This window comes from Streptomyces griseobrunneus (genome assembly GCF_046713465.1).
Taxonomy (GTDB): Bacteria; Actinomycetota; Actinomycetes; order Streptomycetales; family Streptomycetaceae; genus Streptomyces; species Streptomyces microflavus.
In genome coordinates, this window is the sequence record NZ_CP177080.1 from 2,281,091 (window position 1) to 2,305,699 (window position 24,609).

The window sequence follows — 24,609 nt, forward strand, 5'->3', positions numbered from 1 at the left end:
CCGCCCGCCCTCTCCCACCCCACGCTTCACCTGCGGGTTTGGCCGATTTCCTTCCCGTACGCAGCCTTGTGGACCTTCCTGTCACAGGGAAGGCTGCCGTGTGGCGCCGCATAGCGGGTATCCGGAACCTGTGAGGGTGCCGCGGGCTCTGTACGCCCACCGGGGCGCGCGCCGGGCGCCAACGGACCTGACCGACCGGCTACGACCGAGTAGTTAACACAGCGCCGGATTTCCCGTGAACGAACGTGGGGAAGGCTTTCCCGGTACGCAGCCCGACCGGGCCGCACACCCTCCCGGTGCATCCGAAACATGCACGAAACCCCCGCGACCCACCCATTCGAGTGCCATTCGAGTGAACGCGGACAGGAGCGGCCATGCCCACAGCCCGTCAGCAGACAGCTGAGCAGCTACAAAGGACAGATCCCCATCTTCGCGGCACGCGCGGTCGGTCCTCCGCGTCCGTGCCGTCACCCGTGCACACCGAGCTCCTCCAGCCCCCAGGTGATTCCATGATCGGTCGTATTCCCGTCCTGGACGTCCGTCCTCTCGTCGACTGCGGCAGACGGCCGGCGAAGGCCGTTGCCGGTGAGACCTTCCAGGTCACCGCCACCGTCTTCCGCGAAGGCCATGACGCGGTGGCGGCCAACGTCGTCCTGCGCGATCCGAGCGGACGGGTCGGACCGTGGACCCCGATGCGCGAGCTGGCCCCCGGCACGGACCGGTGGGGTGCCGAGATCACCCCGCGGTCCGAGGGCCGCTGGACGTACACGGTGGAGGCGTGGAGCGATCCGCTCGCCACCTGGCGCCACCACGCGGCGATCAAGATCCCGGCGGGCATCGACACCGATCTGGTGCTGGCCGAGGGCGCCGCCCTGCTGGAGCGGGCCGCCGCCGGCGTGCCGAAGAAGAACGGGCGTGAGGCGGTGCTCGCCGCGGTGGACGCGCTGCGCGACACCGCCCACCGGCCGGCCGCCCGGCTGGCCGCCGCCCTGACCCCGGCCGCCGAGTCGGTCCTCGCCCGGCACCCGCTGCGCGAACTGGTCACCCGGTCCAAGCCGCTGGCGGTGCGCGTAGAGCGCGAGCGGGCGCTCTACGGGTCGTGGTACGAGCTGTTCCCGCGCTCGGAGGGTGCGCGGCGGGAGCCGGCGGACGCCTCCGACAACCCGTCCGGCACCTCGCCGGCCGCGGAGACCCGGCTGGTCAGCGGCACCTTCCGGACCGCCGCCGAGCGGCTGCCCGCGGTCGCCGCCATGGGGTTCGATGTGGTGTACCTGCCCCCGATCCACCCCATCGGGACCACCCACCGCAAGGGGCCGAACAACAGTCTGACGCCCGGTGAGCACGATCCGGGGGTGCCGTGGGCGATCGGTTCGCCGGACGGCGGGCACGACGCGGTCCACCCGGAGCTGGGGACGCTGGAGGACTTCGACCACTTCGTGTCGGTGGCCCGCAATCTGCGGATGGAGATCGCGCTGGACTTCGCACTCCAGTGCTCCCCGGACCACCCCTGGGTCAAGGACCACCCGGACTGGTTCCACCACCGCCCCGACGGCTCGATCGCGTACGCCGAGAACCCGCCGAAGAAGTACCAGGACATCTATCCGATCGCCTTCGACAAGGACATGCGCGGTCTGGTGGCGGAGACGGTACGCATCCTGCGCTTCTGGATGGACCACGGGGTACGCATCTTCCGGGTCGACAACCCGCACACCAAGCCGGTGGTCTTCTGGGAGAAGGTCATCGCCGACATCAACGGCACGGACCCCGACGTCATCTTCCTGGCGGAGGCGTTCACCCGCCCGGCGATGATGCACACCCTGGGCGCGGTCGGGTTCCAGCAGTCGTACACGTACTTCACCTGGCGGAACACCAAGCAGGAGCTGACCGAGTACGTCACGGAGCTGTCCGGCGATGCCGCCTCCTACATGCGGCCCAACTTCTTCGTGAACACCCCGGACATCCTCCCCGGCTACCTCCAGCACGGCGGCCGCCCGGCCTTCGAGGCCCGCGCCGTGCTCGCCGCCACCCTCTCCCCGTCCTGGGGCGTCTACGCGGGATTCGAGCTGTGCGAGAACACCCCGGCCAAGCCGGGGAGCGAGGAGTACCTGCACTCGGAGAAGTACGAACTGCGCCCGAGGGACTGGGAGTCGGCGGAGCGCGAGGGCCGCACCCTGACGCCCCTGATCACCTCGCTGAACCGGATCCGACGACGTAACCCCGCGCTCCAGCAGCTGCGTGACGTCCACTTCCACCACGCCGACAACGAGTCGCTGATCGTCTACAGCAAGCGTTCCGGCCCGAACACCGTTCTGGTGGTCGTGAACCTCGACCCTCACCACACCCAGGAGGCCACGGTCTCGTTGGACATGGAGCGGCTCGGCCTCCAGGGGCACGAGCGCGTACCGGTGCGCGACGAGCTCACCGGCGATACCTATCACTGGGGCAGGGCCTTCTATGTGCGCCTCGAGCCGGGCATCACGCCCGCGCACATCGCCGTCCTGCGACCGTCCCCGCCGACCGGAGGGTCACCCACACCATGATCGTCAATGAGCCTGTCCACGACACGTTCGAGGACACTCCCGCCAAGGACCGCGATCCCGACTGGTTCAAACGCGCCGTCTTCTACGAGGTGCTCGTCCGGTCCTTCCAGGACTCCAACGGCGACGGAATCGGCGACCTCAAGGGCATCACCGCCAAGCTGGACTATCTCCAGTGGCTCGGTGTCGACTGCCTCTGGCTGCCGCCGTTCTTCAAGTCCCCGCTGCGCGACGGCGGCTACGACGTCTCCGACTACACCGCCGTGCTGCCGGAGTTCGGCGATCTCGCCGACTTCGTGGAGTTCGTGGACGCCTCGCACCAGCGGGGCATGCGCGTCATCATCGACTTCGTCATGAACCACACGAGCGATCAGCACGAGTGGTTCCAGCAGTCCCGCACCGACCCCGACGGGCCGTACGGCGACTACTACGTCTGGGCGGACGACGACAAGCAGTTCCAGGACGCCCGGATCATCTTCGTCGACACCGAGACGTCCAACTGGACCTTCGACCCGGTCCGCAAGCAGTACTACTGGCACCGCTTCTTCTCGCACCAGCCGGACCTCAACTACGAGAACCCGGCCGTGCAGGAAGAGATCATGGCCGCCCTGCGCTTCTGGCTGGACCTGGGCATCGACGGCTTCCGGGTCGACGCGGTGCCCTACCTCTACCAGCGCGAGGGCACCAACTGCGAGAACCTCCCCGAGACCCACCACTTCCTCAAGCGGGTCCGCAAGGAGATCGACGCCAACTACCCGGACACCGTGCTCCTCGCCGAGGCCAACCAGTGGCCGGAGGACGTCGTCGACTACTTCGGCGACTACGAGGCGGGCGGGGACGAGTGCCACATGGCGTTCCACTTCCCCGTGATGCCGCGGATCTTCATGGCGGTGCGCCGCGAGAGCCGCTACCCGGTCTCGGAAATCCTGGCGAAGACCCCGGCGATCCCGAAGAACTGCCAGTGGGGCATCTTCCTGCGCAACCACGACGAGCTGACCCTCGAAATGGTCACGGACGAAGAGCGCGACTACATGTACGCGGAGTACGCCAAGGACCCGCGGATGCGCGCCAACATCGGCATCCGCCGCCGTCTGGCCCCGCTGCTGGACAACGACCGCAACCAGATCGAGCTGTTCACCGCGCTGCTGCTGTCGCTGCCCGGCTCCCCGATCCTCTACTACGGGGACGAGATCGGGATGGGCGACAACATCTGGCTGGGCGACCGGGACGCGGTCCGCACCCCGATGCAGTGGACGCCCGACCGCAACGCCGGCTTCTCCTCCAGCGACCCGGGGCGGCTCTACCTCCCCACGATCATGGACCCGGTCTACGGCTACCAGGTCACCAACGTCGAGGCGTCGATGGCCTCACCGTCCTCGCTGCTGCACTGGACGCGGCGGATGATCGAGATCCGCAAGCAGAATCCGGCCTTCGGGCTCGGCGAGTACACCGAGCTGCCGTCGTCCAACCCGGCGGTGCTGGCGTTCACCCGCGAGTACAAGGACGACCTCGTCCTGTGCGTGCACAACTTCTCGCGGTTCGCGCAGCCCACGGAACTCGACCTGCGATCGTTCAACGGACGTCATCCGGTGGAATTGATCGGCGGGGTACGCTTCCCGGCCATCGGTCAGTGGCCCTACCTGCTGACACTGGCGGGACACGGCTTCTACTGGTTCCGGCTGCGCAAGGACGCGCCGCCGGCCTGATCCGGCGCCATCCCGTGCGGGGCGGTTTCCGCCGTCCCGCACGGGGCACTCTGAGCGAAACGAAAGGCCTGGGGCCTTTACGGTTCCGTCGCCTTCGGCCTTCACCGTTCCGCCGTTCGAGTCCGTACGGACCTTCCTCTCCCGACACGTCCCGCACAGCCGGACAGCCATTGCCGCAATCCGGGACACTCTTCGCATCCTGTGGTGTGCCCGGGGAAAGGACGCGATGCCATGTCGGAGGCTGCATCCACTCACGTCGCCCTGGCGAAGAGCACGAGGAACAGCGCAACCCCAAGCAGTACGGTGGACGGAGCCCTGCTGCCGTCCCTCGCCCCGCTGCTCCATGAATGGCTGCCCCGGCAGCGGTGGTTCGCCGGCAAGGGGCGGCCGGTCACCGGGTTCTCCCTGGTGTCGGCCACCGAGATGCTGCCGCTGGACGGCACCGCGGGGCCGGGCCTGCTCCATCTGCTGGTCCGGGCCCAGCAGCCGTCGCCGCCGGCCCGCGCGGCGGACGACTGCTACCAGATCCTCATCGGCGTACGGACCTCCCTGCCGACCACGCTCGCCGGAGCGCTGATCGGCCGGGTGGAGCGCGGCCCGCTGGCCGGGCGGACCGTCTACGACGCGCTGCACGATCCCCGCCTGGCCGAGCTGCTGCTGGAACGATTCCGCCGCCCGGGCACCCTCGGCTCCCTCCGTTTCGAGCGGACCGCCACGATCCCGGCCGGGCTGCCGCCCCGGATGCTGGACGCCGAACAGTCCAACTCCTCGCTCGTCTACGGCGATGCGTACATCCTCAAGATCTTCCGCCGGGTCTTCCCGGGCACCAACCCGGATCTGGAGCTGCCGCTCGCCCTGGCCCGCGAGGGGTGCGAACGGGTGCCCGCCCCGGTCGCCTGGTTCGAGGCCCCAGGCCCCGAACCACTCACCCTCGGTGTGCTCCAGCCGTTCCTGCACGGCGCCCGGGACGGCTGGCAGCTCGCCCTCACCGCGCTCACGGCGGGCCGCGACTTCGTCCCCGAGGCGCGGGCGCTGGGCCGGGCCACCGCCGAGGTGCACACCGCGCTCGCCGCGGCCCTGCCCACCCCGGCGCTGCACGGGACCCAGACCCGGCAGCTGATCGGCCAGATGACCCAGCGTCTGGAGGCCGCCGCACAGGCGGTACCGGCCCTCACCCCGTACGTCCCCGCGCTGCGCACCGCGTTCGATGCCGTCACGGCGCTCGGCCACCGGGGCGGCGGCTGGGCGCAGCAGCGGGTGCACGGCGATCTCCACCTCGGCCAGGCGCTCCGTTCCCCCGACGGCTTCTGGTCGCTGATCGACTTCGAGGGCGAACCGGCCCGCCCGCTGGACGAGCGCCGCCGCCCGGCACCCCCGGTGCGCGATGTGGCGGGCATGCTGCGCTCCTTCGACTACGCGGCCCGCTCGCACCGCCCGTGGAACCCCGAGTGGGCGGCCCGCTGCCGTGCCGCCTTCTGCGAGGGGTACGCGCTCGCCTCGGGCACCGATCCGCGCGGCGAACCGGAGCTGCTGCGCGCCCACGAGACCGACAAGGCGGTGTACGAGGTGGTGTACGAGGCCCGGCACCGCCCCGACTGGCTGCCGGTCCCGATGGCCGCCATCCAGCGACTGGCCCAGTCCGCCGCGGCCTGAGCCTCCCCCGCACCTCCCCTCCACCCCCGCGCTTCTCCCCTTCACCCTCCGAGGAGGCAGTCCCCGTGACCGCCCGCAAGCCGTCCCGCAAGGGATCCCGCAAGACCGCAGCCGCCGAAGCCAACGCCAAAGCCCCTGCCGAGGCCCTGAGCGTGGAGGCCGTGCAGGCGCCCGCGCCGAAGCCCACACCTGTTGCCGCACCCGCCTCCGTTCCCGCTTCCGCCTCCGTTCCCGCCTCGGCTTCCGCTTCCGCTTCCGCCGAAGCCGAGACCGCCGAGGCCGCCGCGCCGGGAGCGGGAGCGGCGTCCGCCACGACCACCACCGAGGCCGCACCCGCACCCGCCAAGCGCACCCGGCCCCGGCGCGCGGACGCGGTCCCGCCGCGCCCCCGGCAGGGCGGCGACGGCGGGGGCGCCCGCCCGGCACCGGCCCTGGACGGCGCGGACCGCGGCCGGCTGCTGGCCGGTGACCACCACGCGCCGCACAGTGTGCTCGGCACGCACCTGATCCCGGGCGGTGTGCTGGTCCGGGCGCTGCGCCCGTTCGCCCGCTCGGTCACGGTGCTGGCCGAAGGGGTGCGGGCCGAACTGGACGACGACGGCGACGGGTTCTTCTCCGGGGTGCTTCCGGTGAAGGAGGTCCCCGCCTACCGGCTCCAGGTCGCGTACGACGACAACACCATCGAGGTGGAAGACCCGTACCGCTTCTGGCCCGCCCTCGGGGAACTCGACCTGCATCTGATCGGGGAGGGCCGCCACGAGGAGCTGTGGCGGGCGCTGGGCTCGGAGCCGATGGTCCACCAGGGCGTGGCCGGGACCCGGTTCACGGTGTGGGCGCCGAACGCGCGCGGGGTGCGGGTGGCCGGTGACTTCAACTACTGGGACGGTACGGGCTTCCCGATGCGTTCGCTCGGCTCGACCGGGGTGTGGGAGCTGTTCCTGCCCGGCGTCGGCGAGGGCGCGCTCTACAAGTACGACATCTGCCGCCCGGACGGTTCGCACACGGTACGGGCCGACCCGATGGCCCGGCACACCGAGGTCCCGCCCGCGACCGCCTCGGTGGTCACCGCCCCCCACCACGAGTGGCACGACGCGGACTGGATGGCGCACCGGGGCGACCGGCCGGTGCACGAGGCGCCTTTCTCGGTGTACGAGGTCCATCTGGGCTCGTGGCGACCAGGGCTGACGTATCGTCAGCTCGCCGCCCAGCTCCCCGCGTACGTCAAGGACCTGGGCTTCACGCATGTCGAGCTGATGCCGGTCTCCGAGCACCCCTTCGGCGGCTCCTGGGGCTATCAGGTCACCGGGTTCTACGCCCCGACCTCGCGGATGGGCTCCCCGGACGACTTCCGGTTCCTGGTGGACGCCCTGCACCGGGCGGGCATCGGCGTGATCATGGACTGGGTCCCGGCCCACTTCCCGCGCGACGACTGGGCGCTCGCGGAGTTCGACGGGCGGCCGCTGTACGAGCACTCGGACCCGCAGCGCGCGGCGCACCCGGACTGGGGGACGCTGGAGTTCGACTACGGCCGCACGGAGGTACGCAACTTCCTGGTCGCCAACGCCACGTACTGGTGCGAAGAGTTCCACATCGACGGGCTGCGGGTCGACGCCGTCGCCTCGATGCTCTACCTCGACTACTCCCGCGAGGACGGCCAGTGGTCGCCCAACGAGCAGGGCGGGCGGGAGAACTGGGACGCGGTCGCCTTCCTCCAGGAGATGAACGCGACCGTCTACCGGCGCAACCCAGGGGTCGTCACCATCGCCGAGGAGTCCACCGCCTGGGACGGCGTCACCCGGCCCACCGACGGCGGCGGTCTGGGCTTCGGGCTGAAGTGGAACATGGGCTGGATGCACGACTCGCTGCTGTACGTGGCGAAGGAGCCGGTGCACCGCAAGTACCACCACAACGAGATGACGTTCTCGATGGTGTACGCGTACAGCGAGAACTACGTGCTGCCGATCTCGCACGACGAGGTGGTGCACGGCAAGCAGGCGCTGGTGGCGAAGATGCCCGGCGACTGGTGGCAGCAGCGCGCCAACCACCGCGCCTACCTGGGCTTCATGTGGGCCCACCCCGGCAAGCAACTCCTCTTCATGGGGCAGGAGTTCGCCCAGGGCGCGGAGTGGTCGGAGGGGCACGGCCCGGACTGGTGGCTGCTGGACCCGTCGTACGAGGCATCCGGCGACCACCGCGGGGTGCGGGACCTGGTGGGAGACCTGAACGCGGTGTACGGGGCGGTGCCCGCGCTGTGGCAGCGCGACACCGTGCCGGAGGGGTTCAGCTGGGTGGACGGCGGGGCGGCCGAGGACAACGTCTTCGCGTTCCTGCGGTACGACGCGGACGGCTCCCCGCTGCTCGCGGTCTCCCACTTCTCCCCGGTGGTCCGGCACGACTACCGGCTCGGGGTTCCGGAGACCGGGACCGAGGGCTGGGTGGAGGTCCTGAACACGGACGCGGCCCGGTACGGCGGCAGCGACGTACGCAACGAGGAGCCGCTGAAGGCGGAGGCGGTGCCCGCGCAAGGCCGCCCGGCCAGCATCTCGCTGACGCTGCCGCCGCTGGCGACGGTGTGGTTCCGGCCGGCGTAACGGCCTGAGCCGCACGGAAGGGGCCCGCCCTGTGTCATGGCCGGCACAGGGCGGGCCCCTTCTCCCTGCGGTGGGATCAGCTGTTGCGGGCCGCCGTACGCCGGCGCATCGCGTAGAACAGGCCGCCGCCCGCGAGCAGCGCGGCGCCCGCCGCGCCCGCCACCGGCAGGGTGGAGTCCGAACCGGTCGCCGCCAGGTCGCCGCCCGTCTGCGGGTTGGCGCCGCCGGTCGTGGAGCCGCCGCCCGAGGTGGCGGAACCCGAGGTGGCGGAACCCGAGCCGCCGGTGGTGTCCGTGGAGCCGCCGGTCGTGGAGCCGGAGGTGGAGCCGCCCGTGGAGCCCGTACCACCGTCGGAGCCGCCGTTGGCCGAACCGCCGGTGGCCGTCGTGCCGCCGGTGGAGCCCGCCCTGCCGGTCTCGACCACGATCTCGGCGGTGTCGTTGGCCGGATTCTTGTCGAAGGGGCGGGACTGCCCGCCGAAGGAGACCTTGCCCGTGGTGCGGCCGACGGCCTTGTCGATACGGAGCACGAAGGGGTACGTCTCGCCGCCCTCCTCGTCGACCCACGACTGCGAGGTCCCGCAGCGGTAGTGCGTCTTGGTGACCTTCGAGCAGTAGCCGTTGGCCTTGGTGACCGTCGTACCGGCCGGGATGCGTACGTCCACACTCGCGGCGCCCGTACCCAGCTCGCGGTAGACCCAGGCGGGGCCCTTGTTGGTGAACTTGACCTGGGCGGTGACCTTGTCGCCCACCTTCCCCTTCAGCTCCGCGCCGGTCAGCGCGTAGTCGGCGGTGTTGACCGCGGTGACGTCCGTATGCGCGCCGGACTCGGCGTGGGCGGCCCGGTCGGCGTCGGTGGCCTCGCCCCGCTCGACCAGCGTCAGCGGTGCGCCGGTGCCGGGCACCGGGTCGGTCTCGCCGCCGTCGTCGGGCCCGGGCGGGGACGCCCACAGCCCCAGACCGGCGGTGTCGTACAGCGCGTTCGCCCCCGCCTTGAGCCCGATGGGCTTCTCCGTCCCGTACAGCAAGCCGGGCTTCAGCGGCTGGTCGACAGTGCAGACGGCCCGGTGCCGCTCCGGCATCTCGTCGTAGGAACCGATCGTGGAGTAGAGGCAGTTGGAGTAGGTCTCCGCAGTGGCCAGACCGGAGGAGAAGCTGTAGGTCACATAGGCCTTGGGCAGTTCCTCCGTCCCCTTGTTCAGAAAGCTCACGGGCAGTCCGAAGCCGCTGCCCGGCGCGATCCCGGTGACCGGCGTGAGACCGCGGACCCCCAGATCGGGTTCGGCCTCGTCCGCCTGGGCCGGTGCGGACCCCAGCGCGATCAGGGCGACGGCCGCCAGCGCTGCGGTTCCGCTCAGCAGCGTACGGCGGCCGGAAACGGCGATCCCCATGAAAATCCCTCGGTCGAATGACGGTCGACTGCCCACGGGGGCAGTGCAGTTGTTCATCCGGAAGACATGCTCCGGCTGTGAATGGTTGTACGGGCCCCTCATTTCGCGCCGCGTCGGGACACAGCAAGGACACCCGTACCGGGGGATACGGGTGTCCTTGGGTGGGGGGTGTCACAGTGGCTGGAAAAGGCCGGTCAGACCTTGGCGGGGACCTCGGCGGTCTCGCGCTGCCCGGGGACGTCACCGGGGTCGCCGGAGTCGTTGGAGGGGGCGTGGTCGTCCACCAGCGTCCGCTCGTCGAACGGGATCTTTCCGGCGAGGACCTGGCCGACGCGCTCCTTGTCGATCTCCTTGGTCCAGTGGCCGACCAGGACCGTGGCGACCGCGTTGCCGGCGAAGTTGGTCAGCGCGCGGGCCTCGCTCATGAAGCGGTCGATGCCGACGATCAGGCCGACCCCGTCGACGAGTTCGGGGCGGTGCGACTGGAGCCCGCCCGCGAGGGTCGCCAGACCCGCGCCGGTCACGCCCGCCGCACCCTTCGAGGCGATGATCATGAAGACGAGGAGCGAGATCTGCTCGCTCGCGCTCAGCGGGTCGCCCATCGCGTTGGCGATGAAGAGCGAGGACATCGTGAGGTAGATCGCGGTGCCGTCGAGGTTGAAGGAGTAGCCGGTCGGCACGGTGATGCCGACGACGGGCTTGCTGACACCCAGGTGCTCCATCTTCGCGATGAGCCGCGGCAGGGCGGACTCGGAGGAGGAGGTGGACAGGATGAGCAGGAACTCGCGGCCCAGGTACTTCAGCAGGGCGAACAGGTTGACCCCGGCGACCAGGCGCAGGATCGCGCCGAGCACCACGAAGACGAAGAGGCCGCAGGTGACGTAGAAGCCGATCATGATGATGGCGAGCGACTTCAGGGCGTCGAGGCCGGTCTCGCCGACCACCGCCGCGATCGCGCCGAACGCGCCGACCGGGGCGGCCCACATGATCATGGCGAGGATGCGGAAGACGAGCCGCTGGATGTGGGTGATGCCGCGGATGATCGGCTCGCCCGCCGAGCCCATCGCCTGGAGCGCGAAGCCCGCGAGCAGGGCGACCAGGAGGGTCTGGAGCACCTCGCCCGCCGTGAAGGCGGAGACGATGGTGGTCGGGATGATGCCGAGCAGGAAGTCCACGGTGGACTCGCTGGCTCCGGACGCCTGCTTCTCACCGGCGGCGCGGGCCGCCTCCGTGATGTGGAGGGTGGAGCCGGGCTCCAGGAAGTTGCCGACCAGCAGGCCGATGGCGAGGGCGACGGTCGACATGACAAGGAAGTAGCCCAGCGCCAGGCCGCCGACCGCGCCGACCTTGGCCGCCTTGCGCACCGAGCCGACGCCCAGCACGATCGTGCAGAAGATGATCGGCGAGATCATCATCTTGATCAGGTTCACGAAGCCGGCGCCGATGGGCTTGAGCTCGACGGCCACCCCGGGGGCGACGAAGCCCACCAGGATGCCGAGCGCCACGGCGGCGATCACGGCAATGTACAGGTAGTGGGTACGGTCCCGCTGTTTGGCTGCCACGGCCATCGTGGGGCTCCTCGGCTCGGTCAGGGGTTGCGCCCCCGTCCCTGGGGGCTCCGGTGACTATCCACCGCCCTGTGACCCCGGTCACCCTTGCGTTCATATCGTTCACAGGCGCTTTCGAGCCACTGGGAGAGCGCGGTCCGGCGAGGCAGACTGTGAGGCATGCGCCTCCCCCGTACCCGCCCCCGCAGCCTGGCCGGGCAGCTCTTCGCCATGCAGGTCGTGCTGATCGCCGCGGTGGTGGCCGGATGCGCGGTCTTCGCGTACGTCTCCGGCTCCGCGCAGGCGGAGCAGACGGCGACCCGGCAGGTGCGGGCGGCGGCGGTGGCGGTGGCCGATTCCCCCTCCGTACGGGAGGCCATCCTTACCCCGGACCCCTCCGCCGTACTCCAGCCCTACGCGGAGCAGGTGCGCCGGGACACCGGGATCGCCTTCGTCACGATCATGGACACCGAGCGGAGGCGCTGGACACACCCCGACGCGTCGCTGATCGGCGAGACCTTCCTCGGCCACACGGAGGAGGCGCTGCGCGGGGAGACCTTCACCGAGACGTACACCGGCACGCTGGGGCCCTCGATACGGGTGGTGACCCCGGTCCGCGACGGGGAACGGATCGTCGGCCTGGTCAGCGCGGGCATCACCGTGGACCGGGTCTCCTCACAGGTACGGGAGCAGCTCGGCGCCCTCGCGCTGGCGGCGGGCGGGGCGCTGGCGCTGGGCGGGTTCGGCACGTACGTGATCAACGCCCGGCTGCGGCGCCACACCCACGGGATGAACGCGGCCGAGCTGAGCCGGCTGCACGACTACCACCAGGCCACCCTGCACGCGGTGCGAGAGGGGCTGCTGATGCTGGACGGGCGGCGCCGGATCGCGCTGATCAACGACGCCGGGCGGGAGCTGCTGGGGCTCGACCCGGAGACGGAGGCGGTGGGCCGGACGGTGGACGAGCTGGCGCTGCCCGCCCCGCTGACGGGGGCACTGCTGGCGTCGGAGGTGCGGGTGGACGAGCTGCACCTGACGGCGGAGCGGCTGATCGTGGTCAACACCCGCCCGGTGGTGGGCGGTGAGCGGCGCGGCACGGTGGTGACCCTGCGCGATCACACCGAGCTCCAGGCGCTCTCCGGTGAGCTGGACTCCGAGCGCGGTTTCACCCAGGCGCTGCGCTCGCAGGCCCATGAGGCGGCGAACCGGCTGCACACGGTGGTGTCGCTGATCGAGCTGGGCCGGGCGGAGGAGGCGGTGGACTTCGCGACGGCGGAACTGGAGCTGGCCCAGGTGCTCACCGACCGGGTGGTGGGCGCGGTCGAGGAGCCGGTGCTGGCCGCACTGCTGCTGGGCAAGGCGGCCCAGGCGAACGAGCGCGGGGTGGAGCTGGAGCTGGCGGAGGACAGCCTGATCGACGACGGGGCGCTGCCTTCCTCGCTGGCTCAGCGGGATCTGGTGACGATCCTCGGCAACCTGATCGACAACGCGGTGGACGCGGCCTCGGAGGGGGACGGCCCCGGTTCGGCGGGGGCCGTGCCCGCGCAGCGTACGGGCGGGACCGGCGCCGGGCGGGCCCGGGTCACCGTGACCGCGCTCGCCGACGACCGGGAGCTGCTGCTGCGGGTCTCGGACACCGGGGCGGGCATCGGTCCCGAGGAGGCGGACGAGGTGTTCCGGCGCGGCTGGTCGACGCACGGGGCCGGGCGCGGGCTCGGCCTCGCGCTGGTGCGGCAGGCCGCGCACCGCAACGGCGGGAGCGTGGAGCTGGACCGGGCGCCGGAGGGCGGGGCGCGGTTCACCGTACGGCTGCCGCTCGGGGACCGTACGGCTGCCGCTCGCGCGAAGGAGGTCAGCGCGTGATCCGGGTCCTGGTGGTGGAGGACGATCCGGTGGCCGCCGACGCGCACCAGATGTACGTGGAGCGGGTCGCCGGTTTCACGGTGGCCGCGGTGGCCCACACCCGGGGGGAGGCGGTGCGGGTGCTGGAGCGGACCCCGGTGGACCTGCTGCTCCTGGACCTCTACCTCCCCGACGGGCACGGGCTCGGGCTGCTGCGGTCGCTGCGGGCCGCCGGGCACGGGGCCGACGTGATCGCGGTGACCTCGGCGCGGGACCTGGCGGTGGTGCGGGAGGGGGTGTCGCTGGGGGTCGTGCAGTACGTACTGAAGCCGTTCACGTACCCCACGCTGCGGGACCGGCTGGTGCGGTACGCGGAGTTCCGGGGGGCCGCCGGGGAGGCGAGCGGGCAGGAGGAGGTGGACCGGGCGCTGGGCGCACTGCGGGTCGCGCACCCTGCCGCTCTGCCTAAGGGGCTCAGCGGGCCGACCCTGGAGGCGGTGACCCGGGTCCTGCGGGAGTCGGCCGAAGGGGTGACGGCGGCGGCCGCCGGGGAGCGGCTCGGCATCTCCCGGATCACCGCGCGCCGCTATCTGGAGCACCTGGTGACCGTGGGGAGCGCGGCGAGGCGTCCACATTATGGGCAGGTCGGCCGACCGGAGCTCCACTACCGCTGGCTGTCCGGCGGCCGCTGAACACCAGCCGCCGGGGCATATGGCAAGGGCTTTCCGCAAGGGCGCACCGAGTTGGTGGGGCGGTGGTACCGGCGGTAAGGAAAGCGCTGGTGGGGCGCTTGATTGCGTACCGCCCGCCCGGTTCGTGCTAGGAGGTTCCTACGAAGCGTGTTCTGTGGGGGACGGACCGTAGCCAGAGAGGAAATGGACTTCTACGGTGGGGCCGTGCACCCCACCCCGCCCTTCAACGCCCCCGCCGCGCGCCGACTCCGTGAGGCTCTGGGGATGGCGCCCGGCCATGTCGCCTACGGTCTCGCCGCCCAGTACGGGCTCCGGATTCCCGCCGAGACCGTCGTCGCCTGGGAACGCGGTCTCGCGACCCCCGGCGAACGCGAGCTGACCGCCCTGGCCGGCGTCCTGTGGTGCGCCCCCGGCGAGCTGCTGGCCGCCGCCGCCACCCTGCGCGAGCACCGCATGAGCCGGGAGCTCTCCGTGGACGACCTGGCGCGGCACCTCGGGATGACCGGGGCCTCGTACCTGCGGATGGAGGAGTCGGGGCGCTGGAAGGGCAACGAGCGGCAGTCCGCCGCGCTCTGCCAGGCGCTCGGTCTTACGCCGGCGCAGTTCCTCACCGCGACGGGCCGCGACGAGGAGCTGGCCGAGCTGCTGACCAGCGCGGTCACCACGCGCTGGCAGGCGTACGTCCGCCCGGTGGCCAAGATCGTCCCGCTGGACCGGGCGCAGATCCAGGACGTCCTGGAGCAGCTGCACGCCGACTACCAGGCCCTGATGGTCTCCACCCTGAGCTGGAGCAGCACGGGCCAGGAACGGTCCGCGACGACGGGCGACGCGGGACGGGCGTTCCTGGCCCGGGTGGTGGACCAGTTCTGGCGGACGGCCGGGGTGTGAGCCCAGCAGGCGGTTAGAAGACCGACTCCGCCTCGTACATCCGCTCCGCCGGGACCGTCTTGAGCCGGGTGACCGCGTCGGCGAGCGGCACCATGGCGATGTCGTTGCCGCGCAGGGCGGTCATCCTGCCGAAGTCACCACGGTGCACGGCCTCCACCGCGTTCCAGCCGAAGCGGGTGGCGAGGACCCTGTCGTACGCGGTGGGCGTGCCGCCGCGCTGGACATGGCCGAGAATGACCGGCCGGGCCTCCTTGCCGAGCCGGGTCTCCAGCTCGACGGCGAGGCGGTTGCCGATGCCCTGGAAGCGCTCGTGGCCGAACTGGTCGATGGCGCCCTTGGCGTACGGCATGGAGCCCTCGGCCGGGTGCGCGCCCTCGGCGACACAGATGACGGCGAACTTCTTGCCGCGGGCGAAGCGTTCCTCGACCATCTTGACCAGGTCGTCCACCTGGAAGGGGCGCTCGGGCAGGCAGATGCCGTGGGCGCCGCCGGCCATCCCCGACTCCAGCGCGATCCAGCCCGCGTGGCGGCCCATGACCTCGACGACCATCACCCGCTGGTGGGACTCGGCGGTCGTCTTGAGACGGTCTATGGCTTCGGTGGCGACGCCCACCGCCGTGTCGAAGCCGAAGGTCCGGTCGGTGGCGGAGATGTCGTTGTCGATGGTCTTCGGGACGCCGACGACGGGCATGCCCGCGTCGGAGAGCATCCGGGCCGCGGTGAGCGTGCCCTCGCCGCCGATCGGGATGAGCGCGTCGAGGTCGTAACGGCGGGCCAGTTCCTCGCAGTTCTCGGCGGCCTCGCGCAGCCGGTCGCGCTCCAGGCGGGCCGAGCCGAGGATGGTGCCGCCGCGGGCGAGGATGCCGCTGACCGCGTTGAGGTCGAGGGGGCGGAAGTGGCCGTCGAGCAGCCCCTTGAAGCCGTCCTCGAAGCCGATGACCTCGTCGCCGTGGCCCACGACGGCCCGGTGGACGACCGACCGGATCACTGCGTTCAGGCCGGGGCAGTCGCCGCCCGCGGTGAGAATTCCGATGCGCATCGAGGTGTGTCTCCTGCTCGCTAGTCGCGCTTTCCGGGGGGCCGACCGAGGCGGCCCCCGTGCCCTGAACCAGGTCGATTGTCCCACGCCGGGCAGGCCCACCGCGCTTTCGGCCGGGCGGGCCGCAGAAGCGGGTAGGAGGGATCCGGGGGCAGGAACCTCCGGCGGGCGATATAGCCGCCCGCGCAGGTATCGTCAAGAGGCAATGCAGGCCAATGCCGCACCCCTCGGAGCGCCGGGGACAGCGCGGGGAGAACCCCCACGTCCTGGACGGACCGCGGGTCGCGGCACCGCACAACGACGGGAGAGCACGCGTGGCGCGCAGCGTGTACGTGACCGGGATCGACCGGGGGGACGGCCGGCAGGTCGTCGAGCTGGGAGTCATGGAGCTACTGACGCGTCAGGTGGACCGGGTCGGGGTCTTCCGCCCGCTGGTCCACGACGGGCCCGACCGGCTCTACGAGCTGCTGCGGGCCCGCTACCGGCTCTCCCAGAGCCCCGCGTCCGTCTACGGCCTGGACTACCACGAGGCCTCCACCGTGCAGGCGGAGCGCGGGACCGACGAGCTGGTCTCCCTGCTCGTCGAGCGCTTCCACCAGGTGGCCCGGGAGTACGAGGTGGTCCTCGTGCTCGGCAGCGACTTCGCCGCCACGCAGCTCCCCGACGAGCTGGCGCTCAACGCCCGCCTGGCCAACGAGTTCGGCGCCTCGGTGATCGCGGTGGTCGGCGGCAAGGGGCAGACCGCGGAGTCCGTCCGCGCCGAGACCCGTAACGCCTACCGCGCCTACGCCGGACTCGGCTGCGACGTGCTGGCGATGGTGGTGAACCGGGTCGCGCCCGAGGACCGCGCGGTGATAGCGGAGCGGCTCGCGGCCCGGCTGCCGGTGCCCGTCTCCGTACTGCCGGACGACCCGGCGCTCTCCGCCCCGACGGTCGCCCAGATCACCGCTGCGCTGGACGGCACGGTGCTGCTCGGCGACGACGCGGGGCTGGCAAGGGACGCGCTGGACTTCGTCTTCGGCGGGGCGATGCTGCCGAACCTGCTGAACGCGCTGACGCCCGGCTGCATGGTCGTGACGCCCGGCGACCGGGCCGACCTGGTGGTGGGTTCGCTGGCCGCGCACAGCGCCGGGACCCCGCCCATCGCGGGCATCCTGCTCACCCTGAACGAGCGCCCCGGCGAGGAGATACTCACGCTGGCCGCCCGGCTCGCGCCGGGGACCCCGGTCGTCTCGGTGGCCGGCGGCTCCTTCCCCACGGCAGCCGAACTCTTCACCCTCGAAGGCAAGTTGAACGCGGCGACGCCCCGCAAGGCGGAGACCGCGCTCGGCCTCTTCGAGCGACATGTCGACACCGGCGCCCTCCTTGAGCGGATCTCGGTGGCCCGCAGCGGCCGGGTCACGCCGATGATGTTCGAGCACGAGCTGCTGGAGCAGGCCCGCTCCGACCGCAAGCGCGTGGTCCTGCCCGAGGGCGGCGAGGAGCGGGTGCTGCGCGCGACGGACGTCCTGCTGCGGCGGGACGTCTGCGACCTCACCCTCCTCGGCGATGTGGACACGATCCGCAAGAAGGCCGCCGACCTCGGCATCGACCTCGCCGAGACGCAGATCATCGACCCGCAGACCTCGGAGCTGCGCCAGGCCTTCGCCGAGCGGTACGCGCAGCTGCGGGCGCACCGCGGGGTGACGGTGGAGCTGGCGTACGACGTGGTGGCGGACGTGAACTACTTCGGCACGCTGATGGTGCAGGAGGGGCTGGCCGACGGGATGGTGTCGGGCTCGGTGCACTCCACGGCCGCCACGATCCGCCCGGCCTTCGAGATCATCAAGACCAAGCCGGACGCCTCGATCGTCTCCTCCGTCTTCTTCATGTGCCTGGCCGACAAGGTCCTCGTCTACGGCGACTGCGCGGTCAACCCGGACCCGAACGCCGAGCAGCTCGCGGACATCGCGGTGCAGTCGGCCGTGACCGCAGCCCGGTTCGGGGTGGAGCCGAGGATCGCGATGCTGTCGTACTCCACCGGGACCTCCGGTTCCGGCGCGGACGTCGACAAGGTGCGCGAGGCGACCGAGCGGGTGCGGGCGGAGCGGCCCGAGCTGCGGGTGGAGGGGCCGATCCAGTACGACGCGGCGGTCGAGCCGTCCGTGGCCGCGACGAAGATGCCGGGGTCGGAGGTGGCCGGGCAGGCCACCGTACTGATCTTCCCGGACCTGAACACCGGCAACAACACCTACAAGGCCGTGCAGCGCTCGGCGGGCGCGGTGGCGGTCGGACCGGTGCTCCAGGGGCTCCGCAAGCCCGTCAACGACCTCTCCCGGGGCGCGCTCGTCCAGGACATCGTCAACACGGTGGCCATCACGGCGATCCAGGCGCAGGGCGAGGAGCTCCCCGCATGACGACTTCTTCTGTCTCCGACCACGAAAGCACGGCAGCCCCTGTGGAACCGCACCGCGTACTCGTCCTCAACTCCGGCTCCTCCTCGGTGAAGTACCAGCTGCTCGACATGCGCGACCGCTCGCGGCTCGCCTCCGGCCTGGTCGAGCGGATCGGCGAGGAGACGTCGCGACTGGTGCACACCCCGCTGACCGGCGGCGGCGCCGAGCCCCGCGAGCGCACCGGCCGGATCCCGGACCACGAGGCTGCGCTGAAGGCGGCGGCCGAGGAACTGACGGCGGACGGGCTCGGCCTCGACTCCCCCGAACTCGCCGCGATCGGACACCGGGTGGTGCACGGCGGGCTGAAGTTCAGTGCGCCGACCGTGATCACCGACGAGGTGGTGAAGGAGATCGAGCGCCTCGTCCCGGTCGCCCCGCTGCACAACCCGGCCAACATCACCGGTATCCGTACGGCGCAGGCGCTGCGCCCGGACCTGCCGCAGGTCGCGGTCTTCGACACGGCGTTCCACACGACGATGCCGGAGTCGGCGGCCCGGTACGCGATCGACGTGGAGACCGCCGACGCGCACCGCATCCGCCGCTACGGCTTCCACGGCACCTCACACGCGTACGTCTCCCGGAAGACGGCCGAGCTGCTGGGCAAGGCTCCCGAGGACGTGAACGTCATCGTGCTGCACCTGGGCAACGGGGCGTCCGCCTCGGCGGTCGCGGGCGGGCGGTGCGTGGAGACCTCAATGGGGCTGACCCCCTTGGAGGGGCTCGTGATGGGCACGCGCTCCGGGGACATCGATCCGGCGGTCGTCTTCCACCTGAAGCGGGTGGCGGGCATGTCGACGGACGAGATCGACGTCCTGCTGAACAAGAGGAGCGGGCTGGTCGGGCTCTGCGGTGACAACGACATGCGGGAGATCCGCCGCCGGATCGAGGAGGGCGACGAGCAGGCCGCGCTCGCCTTCGACATCTACATCCACCGGCTGAAGAAGTACATCGGCGCGTACGCGGCGGTGCTCGGCCGGGTGGATGCGGTGGCGTTCACGGCGGGGGTCGGGGAGAACTCGGCTCCGGTGCGGGAGGCTGCCATCGCGGGTCTGGAGGAGTTCGGCCTCGCGGTGGACGCGGACCTCAACGCCGTACGGTCCGGTGAGCCGCGGCTGATCTCGCCGGAGTACGCACGGGTCGCGGTCGCCGTGGTGCCGACGGACGAGGAGCTGGAGATCGCCGACCAGACGTTCGCGCTCGTCGAGGGGCCCGGTTCGTCCTGATCCGGGGGCCTTGGAGAGGTCGACAACTGAGCACCTCCGCGCCCTTTTGTATCTTCCACCAGACGGAATATTCCGCATCGAAACAAACCGATAGGATCCGCCTCATGCGCCGTTCCAAAATCGTCTGCACCCTCGGTCCCGCCGTCGACTCCCATGAGCAGCTCGTCGCTCTGATCGAGGCCGGCATGAGCGTGGCCCGTTTCAACTTCAGTCACGGCACCCACGAGGAACACCAGGGCCGGTACGACCGTGTCCGCAAGGCGGCCGCCGAGACCGGCCGCGCGGTGGGCGTGCTCGCCGACCTCCAGGGCCCGAAGATCCGCCTGGCGAAGTTCGCCGAGGGCCCGGTCGAGCTGGTCCGCGGGGACGAGTTCACCATCACCTCCGAGGACGTCCCCGGCGACAAGTCGATCTGCGGCACGACCTACAAGGGTCTGCCCGGCGACGTCACCAAGGGCGACCCGATCCTGATCAACGACGGCAACGTCGAGCTGAAGGTCATCGAGGTCGTCGGCCCCCGGGTCAAGACCATCGTCATCGAGGGCGGTGTCATCTCCGACCACAAGGGCATCAACCTGCCCGGCGCGGCGGTGAACGTCCCGGCCCTCTCCGAGAAGGACGTCGAGGACCTGCGCTTCGCCCTGCGGATGGGCTGCGACCTGGTCGCCCTCTCCTTCGTCCGGGACGCCGACGACGTCAAGGACGTGCACAAGGTGATGGACGAGGTGGGCCGCCGGGTCCCCGTCATCGCCAAGGTGGAGAAGCCGCAGGCGGTCGAGCACATGGAGGGCGTCGTCATGGCGTTCGACGGTGTGATGGTGGCCCGTGGCGACCTGGCGGTGGAGTACCCGCTGGAGAAGGTCCCGATGGTGCAGAAGCGCCTCATCGAGCTGTGCCGCCGCAACGCCAAGCCGGTGATCGTGGCGACCCAGATGATGGAGTCGATGATCACCAACTCGCGGCCGACCCGCGCCGAGGCGTCCGACGTCGCGAACGCGATCCTGGACGGCGCGGACGCGGTCATGCTGTCCGCCGAGTCGTCGGTGGGCGCGTACCCGATCGAGACGGTCAAGACGATGTCGAAGATCGTCGTCGCCGCCGAGGAGGAGCTGCTCTCCAAGGGCCTCCAGCCGCTGGTCCCCGGCAAGAAGCCCCGTACCCAGGGCGGTTCGGTGGCCCGTGCGGCCTGCGAGATCGCGGACTTCCTGGACGGCAAGGCCCTGGTCGCCTTCACCCAGTCCGGCGACACCGCCCGCCGCCTCTCCCGCTACCGCGTGGCCCAGCCGATCCTGGCCTTCACCACCGACGAGTCCACCCGCAACCAGCTCGCACTGAGCTGGGGCGTCGAGTCGCACGTCGTCCCGCACGCGGACAACACCGACGCCATGGTCGACCTGGTCGACGCGGAGCTGCTGAAGCTGAACCGCTACAACACCGGCGACACGATGATCATCACCGCCGGTTCGCCCCCCGGCATCCCCGGCACCACGAACATGGTCCGAGTCCACCACCTGGGCGGCGAGCAGGGCTAGTCCCGCAGCTGCACCGAGCCCGAGGGGCGGTGTTCCGGATCGCTCCGGAGCACCGCCCCTCGGCGTCTGTCGTGCTGTGCTGCTCAGGTCGTACGGGCGAAGTCGCCGCCGACCTCGTACGTGGAGCCGCCGGCGGTCCTGGCCGTGGCCCGGTACGTGTCCGGCGCGGCGTCACGGCCGCCCGGCGCGTGGTCGTACTCCCCGGCGAAGACCTGCGTCCCGGCCGGGACGGTGCGGCCGGCCCGGAGCGTCCAGCGGTGGACGAGGACGCCGTCCCGCTCGTGTACCGAGTGGTCGAAGTCCCCGTCCGGCCGGGTCTGCGAGGTGCCGGTGGAGCGGACCTGGCCGGTCTGCGGCAGGAGGAGTTCCACGGTGAGCGCGGTGAGCGGCTCCTGCGACTTGAGCGTGACCTCGCTCCGGGCCCGGTCGGGGTCGTCGTCGGGGGCGACCGAGCCGTCCGCCCAGAGGGGCCCGTCGGTGGTGGAGAGCGCGCCGCCCCGCGTGGGCGCGGGTGTCGGGCCCGTCGGGGTCTCCCGGGGTGCGGGCGTGGCCTGCTCCTCCCGCCCGCCCTCCTGTACGACGGACGATCCCGGTACGTCGGGTTGCTGCAGGACCGAGGCCACGGCGAAGCCGCCGATCACGCACGCCCCGGCCGCGGCGAACCCGGCGAGGGCGGCCCTCGGCCAGGCGGGACGGGTCCGGCGGGCGGGGGCGCCCCGGGTGTCCGGCCTCGCCCGCTCGATGCGGGCGAGCATCCGGGCCCGGTCCGGCCGGTGCGACCGGGCCGCCTCCCGCAGCTCCCTGGGCAGGTCGCTCATCGTTCTCCCCTTCCCGCGAGTTCGAGCGAGCTCCGGCCGTCCAGCAGCCGTTCGAGCTCCGCCATCCCCTTGGAGGTCTGGCTCTTCACCGTGCCGACGGATATCCCGAGGGCCAGGGCGGTGTCCTTCTCGGAGAGGTCGAACGCGTGCCGCAGCACGACGCACGCCCGCTTGCGGAAGGGCAGTCTCCCCAGCGCCTGCCGCACATCGAGGACCGCCGCCACGTCCGGGCCCTCCGTCCGGTCACCGCGCCAGGACCAGAAGAGGGCGACGCGGTGGCGTTCGCGTACGGCACCCCGGATGCGGCTGCGGGCCATGTTGGCGACGACCCCGCGGGCGTACGCCACCGGGTGCTCGGCCGCACGGACCCGGTCCCAGCGGTCCCAGAGCGCCACCAGCGCGTCCGCCGCGAGGTCGTCGGCGGCGTGCGCCTCGCCCGTCAGAAGGTGGGCGAGGCGGGCCAGTTCGGCGTAGTGGCGGTCGAAGAAGTCATGGAACTCCGCGGGCGCGTCACCAGCAATGCCCCCGGAACCCCTCACTCGTACGCGGGACTCATCGACGCCCCGATGCCGGGTGTCCCGGTGACCAGGAAGGTGGTCGCCGGAAGGGAGCCGTCCGCCCGGCGGGGCCCGTACGCGGTGGTGGGATCCGTCCGCAGGCCCGTGGGCCGCGCCTGCCCGGCGTCCCAGGTGTTGGCGGCCGAGATCACGCGCTTGGAGAGCTTCGCGGTGCCGGTCGCGTTGTCCGCCGCGAGGTTACGGGAGAGGCGGGCGGGCGAGGAGGCGAAGTAGTAGCCGGACGCGTCGTTGGCGTAGGCGGTGTTGCGGTGCAGCCGCAGGGCGCCCGGGTTGCTGTTCTCCGTGAAGCCGTGCTGACTGTTGTCCCAGGCCGCGTTGCCGGTGACGACGTGCGCGGCGCTCGCCCCGCCGCCGCCCAGCTTGAAACCGTTGCCGTTGCCCTCGAAGGCGGGGTCGTTCCAGCGGTTCACCCCGTTCCCGTACGCCCAACTGCGCTCGATCCGGACGGGACTGGCCCACTGCCAGAGGTCGATGCCGTCGTCGGCGTTGTTGTAGAGGCGCGCGCCGACGACCTTGTTGCCGGTGCCGGAGCCGAACTTGATGGCGAGGCCGTCGGCGTTCTGGCCGTGGTTGCCGGGGTCGTAGTTGCCGTACGAGTCGAGGTTCTCGATCAGGTTGCCGGTCGTCCCGTCCCCGCGCAGCGTGAAGCCGGAGTTGCCGTTGCCGTGGGTGGTGAGGTTGCGGAAGATCCCGCCGACGGACGAGGTCAGGACGACCCCGTGCGCGCTGGAGTTGCGGAACGCCAGGTCGGACAGGGTCCAGTGGTCGCCGCCTATCGCGACCAGCCACTCCCCCTCGGGCAGCTTCGAGCCGTCGACGACCGCCTTCTCCGGCCCATGGGCGGTGACGGTGATCCGGCGCTGCGCGGTCCCGTTCGCCTGGCTCTTGAGGCTCTTGGCCGGATGGTAGGTGCCGCCGCGGAGCTGGATGGTGGTGCCGGGGCCTGCGGCCGCGAACGCCTTCTCCAACTGAGCCGTGGTGGAGACGACGACCGTTTCGGCGGCACTGGCGTCGTCGGGGGCGCCGGTCACCCAGACGCCCCCGACCCCCGCGGCCGCGGCGAAGGCGGCCGAGAGCGTACGGGTCCTGCGGTGTCGTCCTCTGCTGGTGCTCACGTGGGTAGGTTCCTTCGCTCGGTCGGTCGGCAGGGGCGGGCCGGTGCCCGGCCCGTGCCCCTTGGTTGCCGCCGCTCGCGGAAAGGTTGCCGGGGCGTGCGGAAATGTGAGGTGGTTGATGCCCGAGTGCGGAACGGCCCGTGCGGGGAGAACAGCATGCCGTAGCACCCTGTGGCACACCATGGCATGCCTGGGTAGCATGGCTCCCAGGAGCGCCCAGCCCGAGATCACCCAACGGGATCTCCGCAACGGGTCGATCTCCGCAACGGGTCGAAAGAGATCATGGACGCCGTGCAGAACGGCAAGGCGTTCACCGTGACGCGAGACGGTCATCGCATCGGTGAATTGATCCCTCTGCGGCGGCGCAGACGTTTCGTACCCCGGGAAGAGTTCTCGGCACTGTCCTGGTCGGCCCCGGACGTCTCGCTCGATGCCTTCCGTGAGGATCAGGACAGCACTGCCGAGCAGGGGCAGGGCGCCCGGTATGCCGACTGAGCCTTCACCCGACGCGTCCGCCCTCCACCAGCGGGGCCTGCTCGACACGAACATCATGATCCTGCGGAAGTGGATCGCCCCTGAGGAACTGCCCGCCGAGGTGGGGATCACCACCATCACGCTCGCCGAGCTCTCGGCCGGTCCCCACGAGGTCCACAGGAACGACGAGCAGAGCGATTACGACGAGTACGCGGAGCGGGGCCGAAGACTCGACGTCCTCCAGCGCGCCGAGAGCGAGTTCGATCCCATCCCGTTCGACGTGGAGGCCGCCCGTGTCCACGGCAGGGTGTGTGCGGCCGTGATCTCCGTGGGCCGCAAGCCGAGAAGACGCGTAGCGGACCTGATGATCGCTTCGATCGCCATCGCCGAAGGGCTCCCCCTGTTCACGACCAACCCCGACGGCTTCAGGGGACTGGACGGACTGCTCACCGTGGTGCCGGTGACCCGCCCCGCTGTGCTCCACGACGGATGACCGTGGGCCGTACCCCTCCTGAAGGGGGTACGGCCCACGGCTCTGTGCGGCTCCCG

The 24,609-nt window shown here is 71.3% G+C and carries 17 protein-coding genes and 1 pseudogene; 12 read left to right on the plus strand and 6 right to left on the minus strand.

The annotated features are described in order from the left end of the window. The first annotated feature begins 509 nt into the window (after window positions 1-509). The 4 genes from ACK8N7_RS09935 to glgB all read left to right on the plus strand — a co-directional run bounded on the left by ACK8N7_RS09935 (window position 510) and on the right by glgB (window position 8,487). Window positions 510-2,540, plus strand: a complete 2,031-nt coding sequence (locus ACK8N7_RS09935) for an alpha-1,4-glucan--maltose-1-phosphate maltosyltransferase (protein ID WP_403209926.1) — start codon at window positions 510-512, stop codon at window positions 2,538-2,540. Further along, window positions 2,537-4,243, plus strand: a complete 1,707-nt coding sequence (treS, locus tag ACK8N7_RS09940) for a maltose alpha-D-glucosyltransferase (RefSeq protein WP_015611444.1) — start codon at window positions 2,537-2,539, stop codon at window positions 4,241-4,243. The genes ACK8N7_RS09935 and treS overlap by 4 nt, the downstream gene beginning before the upstream one ends. Before the next feature lie 231 nt (window positions 4,244-4,474). After that, entirely contained in the window at window positions 4,475-5,896 is a 1,422-nt protein-coding gene (locus ACK8N7_RS09945; RefSeq protein ID WP_403209924.1) for a maltokinase N-terminal cap-like domain-containing protein, read from the plus strand. Window positions 5,897-5,961: 65 nt separating this feature from the next. Next, the gene (gene glgB, locus ACK8N7_RS09950; RefSeq protein WP_500441936.1) at window positions 5,962-8,487 is read left to right on the plus strand and encodes a 1,4-alpha-glucan branching enzyme; all 2,526 of its coding nucleotides are present in this window, start codon (window positions 5,962-5,964) and stop codon (window positions 8,485-8,487) included. Between the two features lie 76 nt (window positions 8,488-8,563). Here the strand turns inward: glgB and ACK8N7_RS09955 are convergent, their stop codons facing one another. Together ACK8N7_RS09955 and ACK8N7_RS09960 are read right to left on the minus strand one after the other, a co-directional pair. After that, window positions 8,564-9,877, minus strand: a complete 1,314-nt coding sequence (locus tag ACK8N7_RS09955) for an LAVTG motif-containing sortase-dependent surface protein (RefSeq protein WP_500441938.1) — start codon at window positions 9,875-9,877, stop codon at window positions 8,564-8,566. Between the two features lie 194 nt (window positions 9,878-10,071). After that, window positions 10,072-11,445, minus strand: a complete 1,374-nt coding sequence (locus ACK8N7_RS09960) for a cation:dicarboxylate symporter family transporter (protein WP_500441939.1) — start codon at window positions 11,443-11,445, stop codon at window positions 10,072-10,074. Between the two features lie 159 nt (window positions 11,446-11,604). Between ACK8N7_RS09960 and ACK8N7_RS09965 the strand changes: the two genes are divergently transcribed. The 3 genes from ACK8N7_RS09965 to ACK8N7_RS09975 all read left to right on the plus strand — a co-directional run bounded on the left by ACK8N7_RS09965 (window position 11,605) and on the right by ACK8N7_RS09975 (window position 14,846). Beyond that, window positions 11,605-13,287, plus strand: coding sequence for a sensor histidine kinase (locus tag ACK8N7_RS09965; RefSeq protein ID WP_403209916.1), 1,683 nt, complete (start codon window positions 11,605-11,607; stop codon window positions 13,285-13,287). Further along, a complete protein-coding gene (locus ACK8N7_RS09970) occupies window positions 13,284-13,958 on the plus strand; it encodes a response regulator (RefSeq protein WP_403209914.1) in 675 nt (224 codons plus the stop codon). Before ACK8N7_RS09965 ends, ACK8N7_RS09970 begins: the two co-directional genes overlap by 4 nt. A 183-nt stretch (window positions 13,959-14,141) precedes the next feature. Then, window positions 14,142-14,846: a helix-turn-helix domain-containing protein gene (locus tag ACK8N7_RS09975; protein ID WP_403209912.1), complete on the plus strand. Its 705-nt coding sequence runs from the start codon at window positions 14,142-14,144 to the stop codon at window positions 14,844-14,846. Between the two features lie 13 nt (window positions 14,847-14,859). Here ACK8N7_RS09975 and ACK8N7_RS09980 read toward each other — a convergent pair whose 3' ends face one another. Beyond that, window positions 14,860-15,885 (minus strand): ATP-dependent 6-phosphofructokinase, encoded by a 1,026-nt coding sequence (locus ACK8N7_RS09980; protein ID WP_356413563.1) that lies wholly within the window; start codon window positions 15,883-15,885, stop codon window positions 14,860-14,862. A gap of 314 nt (window positions 15,886-16,199) precedes the next feature. Here ACK8N7_RS09980 and pta point away from each other — a divergent pair, with 314 nt between their 5' ends. From pta to pyk, 3 genes are all read left to right on the plus strand, one after another. Continuing rightward, window positions 16,200-18,281 (plus strand): phosphate acetyltransferase, encoded by a 2,082-nt coding sequence (gene pta, locus ACK8N7_RS09985; RefSeq protein WP_403209910.1) that lies wholly within the window; start codon window positions 16,200-16,202, stop codon window positions 18,279-18,281. A 41-nt stretch (window positions 18,282-18,322) separates the two neighbouring features. After that, on the plus strand, window positions 18,323-19,543 hold the full coding sequence (locus ACK8N7_RS09990; RefSeq protein WP_500445723.1) for an acetate kinase: 1,221 nt from the start codon (window positions 18,323-18,325) through the stop codon (window positions 19,541-19,543). A gap of 104 nt (window positions 19,544-19,647) precedes the next feature. Beyond that, window positions 19,648-21,075, plus strand: a complete 1,428-nt coding sequence (gene pyk / locus ACK8N7_RS09995; protein WP_403209909.1) for a pyruvate kinase — start codon at window positions 19,648-19,650, stop codon at window positions 21,073-21,075. A gap of 83 nt (window positions 21,076-21,158) precedes the next feature. On the opposite strand, the gene ACK8N7_RS10000 is transcribed toward pyk, so the two are convergent. The 3 genes from ACK8N7_RS10000 to ACK8N7_RS10010 are packed head-to-tail and all read right to left on the minus strand — an operon-like array spanning window position 21,159 to window position 23,586. Then, window positions 21,159-21,893, minus strand: a complete 735-nt coding sequence (locus ACK8N7_RS10000; protein WP_500441943.1) for a hypothetical protein — start codon at window positions 21,891-21,893, stop codon at window positions 21,159-21,161. Next, entirely contained in the window at window positions 21,890-22,414 is a 525-nt protein-coding gene (locus ACK8N7_RS10005) for a SigE family RNA polymerase sigma factor (protein ID WP_403210079.1), read from the minus strand. The genes ACK8N7_RS10000 and ACK8N7_RS10005 overlap by 4 nt, the downstream gene beginning before the upstream one ends. A 14-nt stretch (window positions 22,415-22,428) precedes the next feature. Then, window positions 22,429-23,586: a right-handed parallel beta-helix repeat-containing protein gene (locus ACK8N7_RS10010; RefSeq protein ID WP_500441945.1), complete on the minus strand. Its 1,158-nt coding sequence runs from the start codon at window positions 23,584-23,586 to the stop codon at window positions 22,429-22,431. A 199-nt stretch (window positions 23,587-23,785) separates the two neighbouring features. Here ACK8N7_RS10010 and ACK8N7_RS10015 point away from each other — a divergent pair. Beyond that, a pseudogene (locus ACK8N7_RS10015) lies at window positions 23,786-24,081 on the plus strand (prevent-host-death protein). Beyond that, window positions 24,071-24,553, plus strand: a complete 483-nt coding sequence (locus ACK8N7_RS10020; protein ID WP_500441947.1) for a type II toxin-antitoxin system VapC family toxin — start codon at window positions 24,071-24,073, stop codon at window positions 24,551-24,553. The pseudogene ACK8N7_RS10015 and the gene ACK8N7_RS10020 overlap by 11 nt, the downstream one beginning before the upstream one ends. Window positions 24,554-24,609 lie beyond the last annotated feature (56 nt).